A 17,622-nucleotide genomic window follows, 5' to 3' on the forward strand; every position below is an offset into this window, starting at 1 on the left:
AAGATAGTTTACAATGACCAATCAATCGGATCAATGCCGTTTTTAACCAGATACTCATTGGTTTTGGAGAAATGCCGGCAGCCAAAAAATCCTTTATCTGCACTGAATGGGGAAGGATGTGCAGCTTTTAAAACAAGGTGTTTGGTTTCATCAATAAGTACCTGCTTTTCCTGAGCAAATCGTCCCCATAACAAAAACACCACATGTTCTTTCCGATCACTTACGGTTCGGATGACAGCATCGGTGAAATCCATCCAGCCGATTTTAGCATGGCTTCCGGGTTCGTTGGCACGTACTGTCAACGCTGCATTGAGCAGCAGCACCCCTCGTTCCGCCCATTTCTCCAGATTGCCTTTTTTGGGTAATTGCAACCCGATATCAGCAGCAATTTCTTTATATATATTTATAAGGGAGGGTGGGGGATTTACACCATCGGGAACTGAAAAACTTAGTCCATGTGCCTGACCCGGATTATGATAGGGGTCCTGTCCAAGTATTACCACTTTAAGCTGGTCCAGTGGTGTTTTGTCAAAAGCGTTGAAAATCAGGGAACCTGGTGGGTAGATGATCTTTCCGGCACTTCTTTCGGTTTTAAGGTGCGTCACCACCTGCAGAAAATACGGCTGGCTAAATTCCTTTTTCAGAAATGCCTTCCAGCCCGGTTCCATTTTTACTTCCATTAAATCTTGGTTTAATTCCGGGCACAAGATAGTATGGAACGAAAATCAACGTATATTTTAATTCTTAAATCAGCAATTATGATAGAGAACCTTTTAAATCTTATTCGGGAAAATGCCGGGGATAGCATTATCAACAACCCCGACATTCCGAACGAGCGCAACGACGAAGCCATTGAAGCAACAGGTGCTTCCATTCTTTCCGGTTTGCAGGGAATGATGGCCCAGGGCGGAGCCAAAGATGTGTTGGGGATGTTCGCAAAAGGAGAAGTTGATCAAAATAACCCCGTTGTCCAAAACCTTTCAGGTAATGTAATCAGTGATATGATGGGGCGATTTGGTCTGGATAAAAATAAAGCCGGTTCCCTTGTTGGCAGCCTGCTACCGGTTATTCTGGGTCAACTGGTTAGCAAAACCAATGCACCTGTCAATAATGGATTCAGCCTGGATGGGTTACTTGGTCAATTGAGTGGAGGTAGAACTTCGGGTATGAATCTCGAAGGCATCATGGGAAAATTAGCCGGAGGCGGATTGGATAAAGATGGTGATGGTGATGTGGATCTTCAGGATCTTGCAGGAATGTTTACAGGTGGTGGGGCACCCGCAGGAAATACTTCTTCGGGAGGTGGAAATGCGCTGGATGCATTAAAAGGAATATTCGGCAAATAAGATACTTTATAACCTGAAACCGGAGGCTCTGTGCAGCTCCGGTTTTTTTTAAACAAGCAACAATGTCAAACAGACGACAATTTATCCGACAGTCGCTGAAAGCAGGTGCCGGGGTTTACCTCGGTACAATGGGACTCAGTGCTGTTTCCTATGCCCGGATTATGGGCTCCAACGATCGCGTAAATGTAGGTGTGGTGGGATTCTCCGACCGTTTCCGGCAATCCCTGCTGCCCAGTTTTATGAACCATTACAAAGAATTGAATTTTGATATGTTAGCCGTTTCAGATATCTGGAAACGTCGCAGAGAGGAGGGTAGTGCGGAATTGAAATCAAAATTCGGTCACGATGTGCGTGCCTGTGTAAATAACGAAGAGCTTTATACGCTGAAAGATATTGATGCGGTAATCATTAGTACCGCTGATTTTCAACATGCCCTGCATACCATCGAAGCCATGAAAGCAGGGAAGGATACGTATACGGAAAAACCTTTTGCGGAAACGATGGACGATAATAATGCCGCCCTCGATGCCGTGAAAAAAGCCGGTAAAATTGTACAGATCGGTTCGCAAAGAAGAAGCGGACCTAATTATAAAGCAGCAGCTAAATTTATTGGAGAAGGAAAATTTGGTGCCATCACCATGGTTGAACTTACCTGGAATGTTAACCAGCCCGGCCGCTGGCGTCGCCCAGACCTGGTGGCAAGTATCAGGGAGCAGGATACCGATTGGAAACGATTCCTGCTCAATCGGCCTTTTGAAGCATGGGATCCAAGAAAATACCTGGAATATCGATTGTTCTGGCCTTATTCTTCCGGTATGCCCGGACAGTGGATGAGTCATCAGATTGATACTGTACACTGGTTCTCCGGACTGGCACATCCCCGGAGCGTGGTGGCCAATGGGGGAATTTATATGTGGAAAGACGGCCGACGCAACTGGGATACCACTACCGCCGTATTTGATTATGGTCCGGCTAATGATGCAAGTTCCGGTTTTCAGGTAATCTTTTCTTCGCGTATGCATAATGGGGATGAACGACCGGCTGAATTATATTATTCAAACGGAGGTGAACTCAACCTGATTACTAATAAAGTTTCACCAACCGGCGGGTTACGTAAAAATCATGCGGATGCCATGAAAATGCAACCCAATCGGTTACCCGAAATGGAACTGGTGGCTGAAAAAGTAGAAGTTTCAGCTTCTGCCAATACCGGTGGCGATGCGCTAACAAGTGCGCATATGCGCAACTGGATGGAATGCGTTCGCAGCAGGCAGCAACCGAATGCTCCGGTAGAAGCGGGGTATAATCATTCCATCGCAACCATCATGACCAATGCCGCCGTTCGAACCGGAGGAAAAGCTGTGTTTGATGCAAAAACCAGGCAGGTATTGGTGGATGGTAAAGTATTTAAATATTAAGGATTGCCATGAAAAATTTCCTTCTCGGTTGTGCAGCACTGATAGTGCTGCCAACCTTTGCTATTGCTCAATCCGGTGGATTGAAATGGGTCAATAAACCCACAGAAAAAATGCATGAATTACAATATAATGGGCGTGTATTGACCGCCTACCGGTACGATGATTCCATCATGAAACCAGTTTTATATCCGCTGAATACGGTGAATGGAACAACGGTAACACGGGGTTTTCCTATTGCGCCGAGGCAGGGCGACCGAACGGATCATCCACACCATGTAGGTTTATGGCTGAATTATGAATCGGTAAATGGGTTGGATTTCTGGAACAATTCACCGGCTATCCCTTTTGACAGAAGAAGTTCTTATGGTTCTATTTATCACGAATCAATTACAGGACAGGAAGCGAAAGGAGACAGAGCTTCCCTGCTGGTTACTGCCAGCTGGAAAAATAAAGTTGGTGAAACTCAATTGACAGAAAAAACTGAATACAGGTTTGTGGTGAATGGTAAACAATGGGAAGTAGTTCGGATTACAACACTTACAGCAGCAAAAAAAGTGGTATTTAAAGATGTGAAAGATGGTATGCTGGCTATCCGGGTAGCCCGCGAATTGGAACAACCTTCCAAAGAAGCGAGTTCCTTTGTAGATGCCAATGGAATAGTTACCAAAGTTGATCAATTGCCTGCAGAAAATATAACTGGAATGTATACCAGCAGCGAAGGAATTAAAGGTGATGCGGTTTGGAGTACCAGGGCTCGTTGGGTAATGTTAAACGGAAAAATCAACAAGGAACCGGTTACAGTGGCAATGATAGATCACCCATCCAATACAGGTTACCCTACGTATTGGCATGCACGTGGGTATGGACTGTTTGCATTGAATCCATTGGGTGCTGCTGTGTTCAGCAATGGGAAAGAAGTTCGCAATCTTGAATTGGAGCCCGGAAAATCGGTTCAATTCCTGTATAAGGTAGTTATTAATGGAGGCCATAATCTTACTGAGTCAGAAATGAACAGACTTGCTGATGGGTTTGGAAAATAGAAATTAATATACCAATGCAATTCCATGGGGATTAGTTCCTGTTTTTTCACGGGCCATAATTTTTAATTCCGGCAGCCTGATTTTAATTACTTCATTGGTACTGCTTAGAGCTATATAGGCTGATTTGTTATCATCAGCCTATATTATTCCCATGGGTACGCCTCCTGGCTTTTAAATCTGATACCAGCACCGATGCCTGATTTGGACTGAATTTTATCCGGATCGGCATAGCTCCGGCTTTTACCTCGGTAAGCTGTGTATTGGATGCTGTAATCAATACAATGATTTTTCTCTTCTCATTGGAACCCACCCATACTTCCTTGCAATCCGGACTGCAATCGATGCCTTGAGTCCGAAGTCCGACTGGAATTAATTGGATGTTTTCTGGCAAATCAGGTGCATCTATCTTAATTCGGGAAACTTAATTTGATAAGCGATTGGTTGTATATACTGTTTTTCCATCCGGATTCAAACGTAAGAGGTGGGTTCCGTTTTGGCCGGTACTCTGGAACCAGTCTACCTGATAGTTAGTTAAATTTAACCGACCATTCAGCCGACTTCTTTCTGCGGTAAAATAAACTGCATTGCGCAGGATATTTAAATCATGTGGCTTTTGAATTGCTCCAAGTTCAACGATGGAAATGGTATTTCCAGCTTGCTGATTCCCATAATTGGCTACGATGGCTACCTGTTTATCCTGCGCTACCACCAGTTCTTGCGGACTTTCTCCAGCGCAAACCAAGATAGATTGTTTTTCATTGCACTTATTTAATATTCATTAAATAATCCAGTAAACTTTCCTGATCCTCTTTTGATAAATTAGCAATTAAACCTTCATACATCAGCGATTTTTTTTGAGGTTCTGCTGTTTTTATTTCAGATCGTTTCACCTGAATAACCTGGTTGCCAATCAACATCAAATCTACCTGCTCTTCATTGGCATTTACAATTCGGCCCAGTAAAACTTTTCCATCCGATTTGGTAAGTTTGATTCCTTCCATACTTGGTTTGATTATTTTCGAAGGTTCGGTGATTTCACCATAGATATCTTCTCTGGATAATCGTTTGTAAATATCTTTCAAATTGGGACCAAGTAAATCGGTTGTTCCATCTGTTGCATGGCAGGCGAAACAGGCCGTTTTCATAAATAGGTCTTTCCCCTTTTCGATGGACGATTCAGCCAGTATTTCCTCCTTTATTTCTTTACGGGTCGGATGTTTTCCCACCAATTTGGGATCATAAACTAATTTGTAAAATCCACCTGTAGATTCCTTAATCGGATTATACCAGTAATCTGCTACACCATGTGTGGCAACATAGAGTGAACCGTCTTTTCCAAATCCGAGGTCGGTCAGTTTTGGTATTTCGGCTACAGAAAATTCTTTTGCTTCAAGAACACCTTCTTTATTTGGCTGAAAATTGACTCTTGCAATTCCACCTCGTTTCCATCGTTCAGAAGGGCCATAAAATGCGATAAACAATTGTCCTGCAGTTCCGCCAAAATCATTATTGATCCGGTTAAATTCAATACCACTGGGTGCAAGCTCCGCTTGTAAGGAGAGTATAGGCTTTTCCGTGCTATCTGTGGTACCGAATTTTTTGCGATTATGGCCGTAGAATTTCCCTGCTATCAGCTGATTTAATTCCTCGGTTGGATTACCTCCTCCTTCATTATCGGTAAAATATAATTGTCCATCTGAGTGAAACCCCATACCATAAACAGATCGGATTCCTGTCACCAAACGTTCTGCATTTTTTCCATCCGGACTTATCCGTATTATTGATCCACGATATCCATTGGGATCTGGTGAGGCACCTGCATTCCAGGAATCAGTTGTGATGGCACCGTATAACCAGCCGTCTTTCCCAAAACAGATGCCACTAATCCATTCATATGGATGTTCACTATGAGGAATCTGGTTGAAAAATGTCCAACTGCTGTCTGAGCGACCGTCTTTATCCCGGTCCAGATAAGCACGTACTTCTTCCCGGGTACCAATAAAAATAGTATCCTCCCTGCTTGCAAACCCACCAGGAGAATGTAATCCATCATCCGCTACGGAGCAATAAAAACGGGCTTCATCTTCTATACCATCACCATCTGAATCGAGCAGTCTGTACACTGTTCCGGAAGCATTGGCTGCATACATCCAGGCACCCGGACCAAGACTTACCTGGATCGGGTTTTGAATGGTTACACCTTTGGTTATTGGTAGTTTTAAGATCCTGTAGGGCCCATAGGCAATTGCGGAACTGTCTTCGAAAACAGAAAAATTTACTTCTGTTTCATTTTTACATTGGGAAAAAATCAATATGGTAGTACTTACCAATAAGAGCGGATATTTTACCTGTTTATTGAAAAACATAAATGGCTTTTTAATGTTGTTTCGCTCAATTGCTAATCAGGCTAACCGGAATTTACTTATTTTATGGGCAAATTCTGAAGAAATATGCGAATACTTGTTCTATTGGGCTGGCTGCTGATGATTCAATGTCCCCGACAATCTTCCATGGAAGTATCGGAAGACAGGATGAAGGAAGTGTATGAAACTGTAAAAACTCCGTTCAAATTTGGAGTGGTGTTCAAACATCCTGATAGTACAAAGATGATGGATAGTCCAACTATTTTTCGTTGGAAAAATGCCTGGTTTATGTCCTATGTTATTTTTGATGGACGCGGGTATGAAACCTGGATGGCTAAAAGCGATGACCTGCTGAACTGGTCTTCGCAAGGCAGAATTTTATCCTTTACAGATTCCGGATGGGACGCCAATCAAAAGGGCGGATATCTTGGTTTGCTGGATAATAGATGGGAAGGAAGTTACGAACCACAAAAATTTGAGGGAAATTATTGGATGTCTTACCTAGGGGGATCAACCAAAGGGTATGAAGCCGGACAATTAGGTGTGGGGATGGCATTTTCGAAAGACCCATCAAGTGCCAAAGAATGGATGAGACTTCCGGAGCCGGTTTTATCCGCTTCAGATAAGGATGCCCGTTGGTATGATAATCATACAATTTTCAAATCTTCAATAGTTGCAGATCCCGATAAAAAAAGAGGATATCCATTCCTGTTATTTTATAATGCTTCTGGTGATACAGCAAAATATGAAAGTATTGCAATGGCTGGTTCCAACGATCTGAAACAATGGAATCGATTGGGCAATGGGCCCATTATCAGCAGGGGGGTAAATGGAAGTATTTGCGGCGATGCACAGGTAATGCAGATAGATGATCTTTATGTGCTTTTCTACTTTGGCGCTTTCTGGCCTGATCGGCCTGCTGCATTCGAGCGTTTCGCCTGTTCCTATGACCTGGAAAACTGGACGGAATGGAAGGGACCCAGTCTGGTTGAACCTTCTGAATCCTACGACTCTACTTATGCACATAAACCTATGGTAATTAACTGGAACAATACGGTATATCATTTCTATAATGCAGTTGGAGCGGAAGGCAGGGTAATTGCGCTCGCCACCTCCCGAAAACTCAAATAAGAGTACCTTTCAATTAATTGCCGGTATAATTTTTTATATGAAACGTTCTGTATTGATTGGTTGCCTGTTACTACTATTTAGCAGTTGTTTTCAATCTCTTTTAATTGCCCAGGAATTTAGAATTGCCTGTGTTGGCAATAGTATCACGTATGGTTCGGGTGTTGCCAACAGGGAGAAAAACAGTTATCCGGCTCAATTGCAGTCCATGTTGGGAAATGGCTACATCGTTCAGAATTTTGGTTTGGGCGGAACTACACTTCTTCGGAAAGGAAATAAACCCTATTGGTTAACGGAGCAATTTCGTAAATCGATGGAAAGCAATCCCAATATGGTGTTGATTAAATTGGGAACCAATGACAGTAAAGCCGTGAATCGCCCCTTCCATAATGAATTTGTTGCTGACCTTACTGCATTGGTAAAGCGGTATCAGGAATTACCAAGCCGTCCGCGTGTGGTGTTGTTATTGCCGGTTCCTTCCTTTCATCCGGATAGTACTGGTATTTATGATCCTGTAATCCGCAGTTCCATTATTCCAGCTATTCAACAGGTCGCTTATGAAACCGGAGCAGAGTTGATCGATCTTTATCAACTCTTTATTAATCGGGATGATTTACTTCCTGATAAAATTCATCCCAATTCACTGGGGGCAACGATAATGGCTAAACGCATTTATGAAGTGGTGAAATTGGAGGAGGTTCCTGGCCCAATTTTTAGGCAGCTTTTAAAAGAGAAGGTTAGTCGCTCCAATTTTTATGGTTATACGCAATCAACTATTCAATGGGAAAACCGAACCGTACATATTGTTGAACCCAAAAAAACAGCTAAAGGCCGGCCCTGGATCTGGAGAGCCCGTTTCTGGGGGCATGAGCCTCAATTGGATCGTGCCCTGCTCGAAAGAGGATTTCATCTGGTCTATTGTGATGTGACAGAATTGTTTGGAAATACACAGGCTGTTCAGTTGTGGAATAGGTTTTATGCTGCCTTACAAAAAACCGGATTAGCCCGAAAAATGACGCTGGAAGGAATGAGCAGAGGCGGTATTTATATATACAATTGGGCACTCGCCAATCCTGATAAAGTAGCCTGTATATATGCAGATGCACCGGTGCTTGATTTAAAAAGCTGGCCTGGTGGATTGGGTAAAGGAAAGGGTAGTAAAACCGATTGGAATTTGTTCAAAAAAGCCTATAATCTTTCAGAAACGGCAGCCCGAAAATTCAATCAATCGCCATTGGATAATGCGGAAAAGATAGCGTCCCTGAAAATTCCCCTTATTCATGTGGTGGGAGATGCGGATGAAGTGGTACCGCTGAATGAAAATACCCAACCATTTGAGGAACGGATCAGGGCTGCTGGCGGACATATAACAGTGCTTCACAAGCCGGATGTTAAACATCATCCGCACAGTTTGCCCAATCCTTCGCCGATACTTGATTTTATTTTAAGGGCAACCGGAAATAAAACCAATTTCGCCACCATCCCGGCTCCGGGAAGTGAATTCCGATCCGGCGCTGGCTGGCAGGAAGGTAAGGATTGGTGGAAACAGCGGGAAGATATTGATTCCATGTTGTTGGCTAAGAAGAAACTGGATATCGTTTTTCTTGGAAATTCCATAACACAGGGTATAGGTGGTGATCGTCCCTCCGTGAGTTATAAACCCGGACTTGCTGCATTTGATTCGGTGTTTAAAGGCCATTCCTGGCTTTCAGCTGGTATAAGTGGAGATCGCACCCAAAACATTTTATGGCGACTGAGAAACGGGAAGTATAAAGATGCAAATCCCCGGATAATTGTGTTGACAATTGGTGTGAATAATATGGCAGATGATAGTGGAGAGGAAATTTTTGAAGGAATCGTTTCCTGTGTTAACTGGATCAGAGAAAATCTACTGCAAACAAAATTGATCCTAACCGGACCATTACCTGCAGGTACAGAGAAAGGTGACTGGAGACGTCAGCAATATGAAACCATTCATCTTCTATTGGAAAATTATGCTATGCCAGGTGTAAAATATCTGCCGCTGCATAAGCCATTTATTGGAGAAGATGGTTTATTGCATCCGGATTTATACTCGAGGGATGGTATTCATCTGGTAGAAGCGGGGTACAAAATTTGGGCAACTGAATTGAGAAAAGTGGTATTAGCGCAATGATCCAAATACCTGTGTCCAATATTTATTTTGCATACCAACACCAACATATTTGAACCGGCTGTTCATTATATTTTTACAATGTCCTTCACTGTTTAACCAGCCATTCATAACGGCTGCTTCATTTGCCTGTCCGCGTGCAATATTTTCTCCATAACTGCTCCAGTTAAATCCCTGGGCAGTGATTCGGTCACCCGGACAGCGACCATCCTGACTGGTATGAGAAAAATAATTTTTTGAATTCATATCGAAAGAATGCAAATAGGCAGCTTTCGCCAGTTTATCATTCCATTCCAATTTTGGTACAGGGGGCATTACCGTGCTTCCGCAGGTGCATCCTTTTGTTCTGATATCATTTATTAATTGCAGCATGGTTGCCTTATTGACATTGTAAACTACCGTGCTGCCAGTTGGTGGATTAGTTGGGGTAGCAGGAGTAGATTCTTCTTCCCCGCTTTTCGGTTCTTTTGATTCTTTCTGACAGGCAACAAAAAGGAAAATGCAGGCAACAAAAAGGACTTTTTTCATAGCTATTGAGTGGATCAATTACATAATGGATAGCTGGATACAATTAGTATGCCTTGCTCTGCACAACCTGCTAAAATTTCGATAATTGGAAAGCTGATCAATGTTTTTTTTATATTTGCAGCAGATTTTTCACGAATTCCTGACTACGATGAAGTACTAATTTTTTCTGATAAAGACTTGAATGCCTCTTCGGGCTTCTATTTCTATTCACAAAAAATTAGTTTTTATGTTGCATTTGCAGAACCTATCGTATTCCCATTCAAATAAGACAGTATTATTTCAAAATCTTCAATTGCACCTGCATGCGAAGGAGAAAATGGCTATAATTGGCAATAATGGTGTAGGTAAATCTACCTTGTTAAAAATAATAGCAGGAGAGTTCTTCGTATCTGCCGGCCAATTGAAAACCTCGGCTGATCCCTATTATATACCTCAAATTTTTGGGCAATTTAATGATTGGACCATTGCAAAAGCTATGCGGGTTGAAACCAAATGGAAGGCACTCAAATCTATTCTCAATGGAAATGTATCAGAACTTCAGCTTGAATTATTACAGGATGACTGGACGATTGAGGATCGTTGCAGGGAAGCATTGGCCTATTGGCAATTGTTTAAGGTGGACCTCGATCAAACCATTGGTTCTCTAAGTGGCGGACAAAAAACGAAAGTTTTTTTAGCCGGAATACAGGTTCATCAACCGGACCTGATATTGCTGGATGAACCCAGTAATTACCTGGATCTTGAAGCAAGGAATTGTTTGTATCAATTCCTGCAATCCTGTTCCTGTGCCATGATTGTTGTTAGTCATGATCGTAATTTATTGAATTTACTGGATGCTGTAGGAGAATTGAATGCAACCGGCATTAAATATTATGGTGGTAATTATGAATTTTATCTGGATCAGAAAAAAAAGGAGCACCAGGCCCTGCAGGAAGATATTGCAGCAACGGCTAAATCATTGCGTATTGCAAAGGAAATTGACCGGGAAACAAAAGAACGACAAAATAAATTAAATGCAAGGGGAAAAAATAAACAAGAAAAATCAGGTGTGGCAAAAATTATGATGAATACACTTCGGAATAATGCTGAAAAAACAAGTGCAAAATTGAAGAATATACATGCGGAAAAAGTGCAGGGGCTGAAGCAGGAATTACAATCGCTTCGATCAGCTATCCCGAACCCAAACCAAATGAAAATGGAATGGGATGCATCCGCATTACATGTGGGAAAACGACTTTTTGCAGCAGAAGGAATGAATATACAATTTGCAGAACAGCAGGCTCTCTGGAAAAAACCAATCAGCTGGCTTCTAAACAGTGGTGAGAGGTGGGTGATTAAAGGAAAGAATGGCGTTGGCAAAACTACGCTGTTGCAAATTTTACTTGGAAGTATCGAACCAACCATTGGTTCCATTTTCCGTTCGGAATGCAGAACTGTTTATATTGATCAGGAATATTCTTTGGTTAATAGAAAATTGACAGTGTATGAATTGGCCAGAGAGTTCAACCGGACCGGTTTTGAAGAACATGAAATCAATATTCGGTTACATCGATTTTTATTTGACAAAGGAGATTGGAATACATCCTGCCAGGAACTCAGTGGAGGGGAGCGAATGCGTCTTTTACTCTGTTGTTTGAATATAAGTCAGCAATCCCCCGATTTAATACTATTGGATGAGCCGACAAATAACCTTGATCTGGAGAATCTGGAAATCCTTACAAAAGCAATTAATCAATATAAGGGTACTCTCATTGTGGTTTCCCATGATGAAAATTTTCTTAAGGATATTAAGGCGAATAGTGAATTTACATTGGAATGAGGCAATTTTTGGTATCTTTTAAATATGAATAAATTGCTTTTTTGCCTCTTCTTATCCTGTAGCCTTCAGGCACAACAGGTACCGGACTCGGTAATTACAAAAATTGATTCGATTTTTAAAATGTATACCAGCTCAACACCGGGTTGTGCAGTTGCTGTGCAGCAAAACGGAGCTGTTGTTTTTCAAAAAGGCTATGGTCTGGCCAATATGGAATATGGAATTCCTATACGTCCGACCACGATATTTCATATAGCATCAGAGTCCAAACAATATGTTGCCTTTTGTATTTTGTTGCTGGAGAAAGATGGCAAATTGAAACTGGAAGATGATATCCGGACCTATCTTGATTATGTTCCAGATTTTGGAAAGAAGATTAGTGTCCGGCAATTGATTCTTCACACCAGCGGATTAAGAGATCAATGGCAATTACTGGCGAATGCCGGTTGGCAATTGGATGATGTAATTACGCAGGAACATGTGATCAAACTGGTTTCCAGACAAAACGCATTGAATTTTAATCCCGGTGATGAGTACATGTATTGTAATACCGGATACACTTTATTGGCTGAGATAATAAAAAAACTAAGTGGTAAATCGCTCCGGCAATTCGCAGAAGAACGGATTTTTTCTCCCCTTGGCATGAAGGATACACATTTTCATGATAATTATCAGGAGTTGGTACCGGGACGCGCGTATTCTTACAATGGTGCTGCAGGAGGTAAATATCAGCATGCTGTTCTTAGTTATTCCATTGTTGGAGCTACCAGTTTATTTACAACAGTTCTGGATGAGACGAAATGGCTGAATAACCTGGAAACCGGAAAGGTAGGAGGGAAGGAGCTGGTTGACAAAATGAAAATTACCGGCGCTTTGAATGATGGCCGGCAGTTGAATTATGCCATGGGACAGGTAATTGGAAAATTCAAAGGTTGGGAGCAAATTGGTCATGGGGGTGCAGATGCTGGTTATCGGACCTATGCAGTTCGTTATCCCGAAAAACAATTGGGTATCGTTGTATTCAGTAATCTTGGTTTTGCAAATCCGGGCCGGCTGGCCAACCTGATTGCAGAAGTTTTGATTACCGATACCAAACCTGATACGGTAAAATCACCTGTTTATAAATCGGATACGGTTCTGTTCAAAAAATTAAAGGGGAAGTATTATACAGAACGTGGTGATTTGGCAGAGCTCTCTTTTTATAAAGGTGGCCTGTTTGTGCGAATGGGAAATGCCGGAATGCCGGTTGAATTGAAGCTGAGCGAAGAAGCTAAGCATCGGTATAAATTATCATCAGGTGGTACAATGGTGCTAAATCCAAAAGAACTGACCGGTGATTCCATTGTAACATTTGAAATCATAAACCCAATTAATAAACAATTTTTTAAAAGGCAACCGTTAAAACCAGTTCCGGTAACAGCTGAATATGAGGGTCGGTTTTACAGTGATGAGCTGGAAGCATTTTATTCGGTTCAATTCAAAAATGGAAAACTGGAATTGCAACACAGAAAATTTGAAACGGTTCCTCTAACCAATATTGCGCCGGATCAATTTACTTCCCCATTCTGGTGGATGAGCCATGTCCGTTTTATCCGGGATAAGAATAAAAAAGTAATAGCATTTGAAGTGAACGCGGGAAGGGTGCAGGAGCTGGAGTATAGGAAGGTGAATAAGGTGAATAAGTGAATGAGGTGAATAAGTGAATGGGGGAATTGTGAAAGGTAATTTGTCATTAAATTTTTAACGATTTACAATTTGCGATGGCACGAATCGTTAAATTTCCATGATAAGAACGATTTTATTAGTGGTAATACTTGTGCTAAGTGGAACTGCTTATTCTCAGAAACAAAGCATTACCTGGGGCGAAGAATTTAAATTGAAAAAAGGCTCTGGCGATATTAACGTCATATTAAGTGACGAAACAGGAGTTTATATAGAAGAAGAGCATGCTGCCTTGGGCGCCTATTTCGTAGTAGGATATAGTGTTAGGGAATCAGCAACTTTGGTTAAACTAAATCACCGTCTGGAAGAGGTTTTTAGATCTGACTTTAATCAGGAACTAAAAGGCAAAGCATTCGAAAATTTCCTGCCTTTTCAAAACAAATTGTTGATCATTGCATCGGAATATAACCGCGGACAGCAAGCATTATTAGTTCATGTTGCTGAAATCAATAAAAAATCCGGTCAAATGATGAGTGGCTGGAGAACAGTTGCTACCCTGCCAAAAGTCGAAAAAAAAGACAAAATAGACTTTCGTATTTTTCCTAATGCGGATAGTTCGAGGCTGGTGCTCATCTGTACCAGTTCCGGAAGGGAGAAAAACACTTTTCAGGTACAGGAATACGATGACAGGCTGGAACCCAACTCCGAAAAAGCTACTATTACTAATGAATTTGAATCCAAAACCTATCAGTTGGAGGATGTAATGTATACAAAAGATAAAAAAATCATCCTTGTTGGAAGGATATTTGAATTCGAAAATGGCAAAAAGAAAAAAGAAAAATTTCTCGATTTCGCAAATTACAATATCCGGTTCTATGATGAAAAAGGAAAGCAGTCCGGAGAAATAAATACTAATATTAATGGGAAGTGGATTACTTCTACCAAACTATTGATTGGAAAAGAAAATGAACTTTTATTAGCCAGTTTTTATAGTAAACAAAAAAAAGGAAAGGCAGACGGTTTACTTGTGCAGCGCATAAATTTCAATGATGGAACAATCATAAGTTCAACTGAAAAATCTATAAATTATGCAATGGTAAGTAAAGAAGTTACCAATAATGATGAACTTGAAGATGAAGAAGAGAGTAAGGCTGAACGTAAAGAAAGGGCGCGACTGGCAAAATTACAGAATGAAGGAGAAGGATTTTCCAGCTACATGAAATTCCGCAATATTTTCTACACACCTGATAAGGGGCTGATAATTATGGCGGAACACTTTAGTTACTTTATTTATGAAAGTTCACATTATTATTCAGGAAGTTCTACAAGACCTTCTCAAACAACTTCTACTCAGATACATGTTTATGAATGTGGTGAAGTGGTGATGTGTAAACTGGATTCCACCAATCAAATTGCCTGGCTCCAAATATTACCAAAACTCCAAAAAGAATTCATCAGTCAATCAAGTGGCGCAAGCGGTGGTGGTCCTGGGGGCAGCACCGGCATACATTTCAATAGCTTCTTTTTTCCGAGCGGGCGACCATATTATGCTGGTTTTATGGCAATGCAATTTAAAGACAATATCTTTCTATTATTCAATGACCACAAACGGAATTTTAACGTTCTTGAAGCGGGTCAAAATGTTAGCAGAATTGATAAGTATAGCAAATCTGCTTGTTTTTCGGTTAAATTGGATATCTACACTGGTAAAATGCAACGTAAATTGATTTTTTCAAATGATGATCAACCTACAGCTATGCCCCGAAAAGCATCTGTCATTGGAAAGGAAGTATATATTATTGGAAAAACTGATCGTATGATGGGAAAAACAAAACTTGCAGTTGGTAAGATTACCACCAGGTGATAAAGCCCTTTTTCAATAAAAAAAACCGCATNNNATGCGGTTTTTTTTATTGAAAAAGTGAACCGGATTGGATTCGAACCAATGACCTACTGCTTAGAAGGCAGTTGCTCTATCCAGCTGAGCTACCGGTCCTCAGGGCGGCAAAGATAATGGAAAGCGCTTTTCAGTCAAAAAAATGATCAAAAAGAGAAAAATTTTCGCCAAACCGGCTATATTTGTATAAGCGCTTATATAAATTAAAAACGATTTCTTGGCATTTTATCAACAATCCGGAGTACTGTTTTTTGGCAGTCGGTTAAGACGTATCAGCGAATCTTTTCTGGCAGATGTCAACCTTGTATATAAAAAGCATCAGATACGATTTGATGCCGCCTGGTTCCCTGTATTTTTCATGCTTTCCCAGAAAGATAGCGTCTCCATCCGGGATATTTCAGAGGAACTGGAAGTGTCTCATTCTGCAGCCAGCCAGCTTATCAGCAAACTCCAGGAAAAAGGCCTGATCAAATCTACTGCTGATAAAGCCGATGGGCGTAAAAAGACAGTAGCACTCACTACCAAAGGTCAAAAACTGCTGAAACAGGTACAACCTATCTGGACTGCTATGCAAAAAGCAATGGAAGAACTGCTGGAGGAATCGGAACACACCGTGAACCTGATGAAAGCCATCACAGAAACAGAAGCATCATTTGGTAAAACATCCATTTTTAACCGGATTGAAAAACACCTCCCATGAAACCAACCTTTCAATATGGAATTGATCAGCTCACCATTGCAATTGCCATTGGTATTGGAGATGGCCATATCCAGGGAATACTTGGACCGGAATCGATTCAAAAAATTAATGCCAGTGCCGCAGCTGTGGCCTCCATTGTAGCAGAAGGCAGAACTGTATATGGAGTTAATACCGGATTCGGAATCCTTGCCAATAGTTCGATTTCGGAAGAAGATACCAGAACCCTGCAATATAAAATTTTACAAAGCCATAGTGTAGGGGTGGGTAACCCCATAGCTCCTGAAATTGCCAAAATTATGCTCATTACAAAAGTACATGCGCTGGCAAAAGGTTATTCAGGAATTCAACTGACTACTCTCGAACGGCTCTGCTGGATGATAGATAATGATATCATTCCGGTTGTACCTGAAAAAGGTAGTGTTGGTGCCAGTGGTGATCTGGCTCCTTTATCACATCTTAGTCTTCCTTTAATAGGTTTGGGCGAACTAACGGAAAAGGGAATAAGAAAACCAACTTCAGAAGTATTAAAAGCATATGGAGTAGAACCTGTTCAACTGGGTCCCAAAGAGGGACTTGCATTGATCAATGGGACTCAATTTATCCTGGCACATGCGGTAAAAGCGGTTCAGCGCCTGCAAAACTGTCTGGATGCAGCCGATATAATAGGAGCCATGAGTCTTGAATCACTCACCGGAACCAAAGCTCCTTTTGAAGCAGCCCTGCATGTATTGCGTCCCTTTGCGGGGAGTATATATGTTGCTCACCGCTTACGTCTTCTGTTGGAAAACTCTGCCATAATGGACAGCCACCTGGATTGCGGCAGGGTACAGGATCCCTATTCGCTGCGGTGTATGCCACAGGTACATGGGGCTTCGCGAAATGCCTGGCTGCACCTGAAAGAACTAACTGAAATTGAACTCAATTCCGTAACCGATAACCCCATCGTACTGGATGCACAACATACGATAAGTGGAGGAAATTTCCACGGGCAACCACTTGCTCTTCCATTGGATTACAATTGTTTTGCTGCTGCAGAAATAGGGAATATCTCTGATCGTCGTTGTTATTTATTACTCGAAGGAAAATGGGGATTGCCTATGTTGCTCATGAATAAGGTGGGATTAAACAGTGGTTTCATGATTCCTCAGTATACTACTGCTGCTTTGGTTACAGAAAACAAAACACTTTGCTTCCCTGCCAGCGCGGATAGTATTCCTACCTCACTCGGACAGGAAGACCATGTAAGTATGGGTAGCATAAGTGGAAGAAAACTAAACCAGGTAATTGATAACCTCGAATATATTCTGGCTATCGAACTCATGAGTGCCTGCCAGGCAATTGAATTCCGTCGGCCCTTAAAAAGCAGTCCGGTATTGGAATTTGCGCATGATCATGTACGCGAGTTTGTGGGATTTGCTTCTGAAGACCGGATATTCGCGCGCGACATCGAACGGATCGCGCTCCTGATTAAAAATTTTTCCTTTGTAGATCAGGTGCATCGATTCGCACAACAACAGGGAAATCCATTAACCGCTGGATTCCCCTCCTTCACCATTCACCATTGACCATTCA

15 protein-coding genes and 1 tRNA gene are annotated in these 17,622 nt (G+C 41.6%); 10 read left to right on the forward strand and 6 right to left on the reverse strand.

The window, feature by feature from the left end; genetic code table 11:
- Positions 1-8: 8 nt before the first annotated feature.
- On the reverse strand, positions 9-680 hold the full coding sequence (ung, locus tag B2746_RS17475; RefSeq protein WP_290796584.1) for a uracil-DNA glycosylase: 672 nt from the start codon (positions 678-680) through the stop codon (positions 9-11).
- A gap of 78 nt (positions 681-758) precedes the next feature.
- Between ung and B2746_RS17480 the strand changes: the two genes are divergently transcribed.
- From B2746_RS17480 to B2746_RS17490, 3 genes are all read left to right on the forward strand, one after another.
- Positions 759-1,346 carry a DUF937 domain-containing protein gene (locus B2746_RS17480; RefSeq protein WP_290796587.1) on the forward strand — a complete coding sequence of 196 codons (588 nt, stop codon included), beginning with the start codon at positions 759-761 and terminating at the stop codon, positions 1,344-1,346.
- Between the two features lie 62 nt (positions 1,347-1,408).
- Positions 1,409-2,764, forward strand: coding sequence for a Gfo/Idh/MocA family protein (locus B2746_RS17485; protein ID WP_290796590.1), 1,356 nt, complete (start codon positions 1,409-1,411; stop codon positions 2,762-2,764).
- 8 nt (positions 2,765-2,772) lie between these two features.
- Positions 2,773-3,804 carry a PmoA family protein gene (locus B2746_RS17490; protein ID WP_290796595.1) on the forward strand — a complete coding sequence of 344 codons (1,032 nt, stop codon included), beginning with the start codon at positions 2,773-2,775 and terminating at the stop codon, positions 3,802-3,804.
- A gap of 133 nt (positions 3,805-3,937) precedes the next feature.
- Here B2746_RS17490 and B2746_RS17495 read toward each other — a convergent pair whose 3' ends face one another.
- From B2746_RS17495 to B2746_RS17505, 3 genes are read right to left on the reverse strand one after another with little or no spacing between them, the layout of a single operon-like run.
- Positions 3,938-4,195: a YncE family protein gene (locus B2746_RS17495; RefSeq protein WP_290796598.1), complete on the reverse strand. Its 258-nt coding sequence runs from the start codon at positions 4,193-4,195 to the stop codon at positions 3,938-3,940.
- A 30-nt stretch (positions 4,196-4,225) separates the two neighbouring features.
- Positions 4,226-4,546, reverse strand: coding sequence for a hypothetical protein (locus B2746_RS17500; RefSeq protein ID WP_290796600.1), 321 nt, complete (start codon positions 4,544-4,546; stop codon positions 4,226-4,228).
- Positions 4,547-4,568: 22 nt separating this feature from the next.
- Entirely contained in the window at positions 4,569-6,170 is a 1,602-nt protein-coding gene (locus B2746_RS17505; RefSeq protein WP_290796604.1) for a DUF7133 domain-containing protein, read from the reverse strand.
- Between the two features lie 84 nt (positions 6,171-6,254).
- Here B2746_RS17505 and B2746_RS17510 point away from each other — a divergent pair, with 84 nt between their 5' ends.
- Together B2746_RS17510 and B2746_RS17515 are read left to right on the forward strand one after the other, a co-directional pair.
- The gene (locus B2746_RS17510; RefSeq protein WP_290796606.1) at positions 6,255-7,298 is read left to right on the forward strand and encodes a glycosylase; all 1,044 of its coding nucleotides are present in this window, start codon (positions 6,255-6,257) and stop codon (positions 7,296-7,298) included.
- A gap of 37 nt (positions 7,299-7,335) precedes the next feature.
- Entirely contained in the window at positions 7,336-9,450 is a 2,115-nt protein-coding gene (locus B2746_RS17515) for a GDSL-type esterase/lipase family protein (protein WP_290796609.1), read from the forward strand.
- Here B2746_RS17515 and B2746_RS17520 read toward each other — a convergent pair.
- Positions 9,439-9,975: a CAP domain-containing protein gene (locus tag B2746_RS17520; protein ID WP_290796612.1), complete on the reverse strand. Its 537-nt coding sequence runs from the start codon at positions 9,973-9,975 to the stop codon at positions 9,439-9,441. The genes B2746_RS17515 and B2746_RS17520 overlap by 12 nt on opposite strands.
- 226 nt (positions 9,976-10,201) lie before the next feature.
- Between B2746_RS17520 and B2746_RS17525 the strand changes: the two genes are divergently transcribed.
- The 3 genes from B2746_RS17525 (at position 10,202) to B2746_RS17535 (ending at position 15,317) form a co-directional block, all read left to right on the forward strand.
- Entirely contained in the window at positions 10,202-11,794 is a 1,593-nt protein-coding gene (locus tag B2746_RS17525) for an ABC-F family ATP-binding cassette domain-containing protein (protein ID WP_290796615.1), read from the forward strand.
- 24 nt (positions 11,795-11,818) lie between these two features.
- Positions 11,819-13,477: a serine hydrolase domain-containing protein gene (locus tag B2746_RS17530; protein WP_290796618.1), complete on the forward strand. Its 1,659-nt coding sequence runs from the start codon at positions 11,819-11,821 to the stop codon at positions 13,475-13,477.
- A gap of 97 nt (positions 13,478-13,574) precedes the next feature.
- On the forward strand, positions 13,575-15,317 hold the full coding sequence (locus tag B2746_RS17535; RefSeq protein WP_290796620.1) for a hypothetical protein: 1,743 nt from the start codon (positions 13,575-13,577) through the stop codon (positions 15,315-15,317).
- 58 nt (positions 15,318-15,375) lie between these two features.
- Here the strand turns inward: B2746_RS17535 and B2746_RS17540 are convergent.
- A tRNA-Arg gene (locus B2746_RS17540) sits at positions 15,376-15,449 on the reverse strand.
- 118 nt (positions 15,450-15,567) lie between these two features.
- Between B2746_RS17540 and B2746_RS17545 the strand changes: the two genes are divergently transcribed.
- Positions 15,568-16,050, forward strand: coding sequence for a MarR family winged helix-turn-helix transcriptional regulator (locus B2746_RS17545; protein WP_290796623.1), 483 nt, complete (start codon positions 15,568-15,570; stop codon positions 16,048-16,050).
- The gene (gene hutH, locus B2746_RS17550) at positions 16,047-17,615 is read left to right on the forward strand and encodes a histidine ammonia-lyase (protein ID WP_290796626.1); all 1,569 of its coding nucleotides are present in this window, start codon (positions 16,047-16,049) and stop codon (positions 17,613-17,615) included. The genes B2746_RS17545 and hutH overlap by 4 nt, the downstream gene beginning before the upstream one ends.
- The last annotated feature ends 7 nt before the right edge of the window (positions 17,616-17,622 follow it).

Source organism: Flavihumibacter sp. UBA7668 (assembly GCF_002483205.1).
Taxonomy (GTDB): Bacteria; Bacteroidota; Bacteroidia; order Chitinophagales; family Chitinophagaceae; genus Flavihumibacter.

What these genes read in the sequence shown, in the direction of transcription:
- B2746_RS17485 (WP_290796590.1), top strand. Translation starts at nt 1,409, where the DNA reads ATGTCAAACAGACGACAATTTATCCGACAGTCGCTGAAAGCAGGTGCC.
- B2746_RS17525 (WP_290796615.1), top strand. Translation starts at nt 10,202, where the DNA reads ATGTTGCATTTGCAGAACCTATCGTATTCCCATTCAAATAAGACAGTA.
- ung (WP_290796584.1), bottom strand. Translation starts at nt 680, where the DNA reads ATGGAAGTAAAAATGGAACCGGGCTGGAAGGCATTTCTGAAAAAGGAA.
- B2746_RS17520 (WP_290796612.1), bottom strand. Translation starts at nt 9,975, where the DNA reads ATGAAAAAAGTCCTTTTTGTTGCCTGCATTTTCCTTTTTGTTGCCTGT.
- B2746_RS17530 (WP_290796618.1), top strand. Translation starts at nt 11,819, where the DNA reads ATGAATAAATTGCTTTTTTGCCTCTTCTTATCCTGTAGCCTTCAGGCA.
- B2746_RS17505 (WP_290796604.1), bottom strand. Translation starts at nt 6,170, where the DNA reads ATGTTTTTCAATAAACAGGTAAAATATCCGCTCTTATTGGTAAGTACT.
- hutH (WP_290796626.1), top strand. Translation starts at nt 16,047, where the DNA reads ATGAAACCAACCTTTCAATATGGAATTGATCAGCTCACCATTGCAATT.
- B2746_RS17510 (WP_290796606.1), top strand. Translation starts at nt 6,255, where the DNA reads ATGCGAATACTTGTTCTATTGGGCTGGCTGCTGATGATTCAATGTCCC.
- B2746_RS17480 (WP_290796587.1), top strand. Translation starts at nt 759, where the DNA reads ATGATAGAGAACCTTTTAAATCTTATTCGGGAAAATGCCGGGGATAGC.
- B2746_RS17535 (WP_290796620.1), top strand. Translation starts at nt 13,575, where the DNA reads ATGATAAGAACGATTTTATTAGTGGTAATACTTGTGCTAAGTGGAACT.
- B2746_RS17515 (WP_290796609.1), top strand. Translation starts at nt 7,336, where the DNA reads ATGAAACGTTCTGTATTGATTGGTTGCCTGTTACTACTATTTAGCAGT.
- B2746_RS17490 (WP_290796595.1), top strand. Translation starts at nt 2,773, where the DNA reads ATGAAAAATTTCCTTCTCGGTTGTGCAGCACTGATAGTGCTGCCAACC.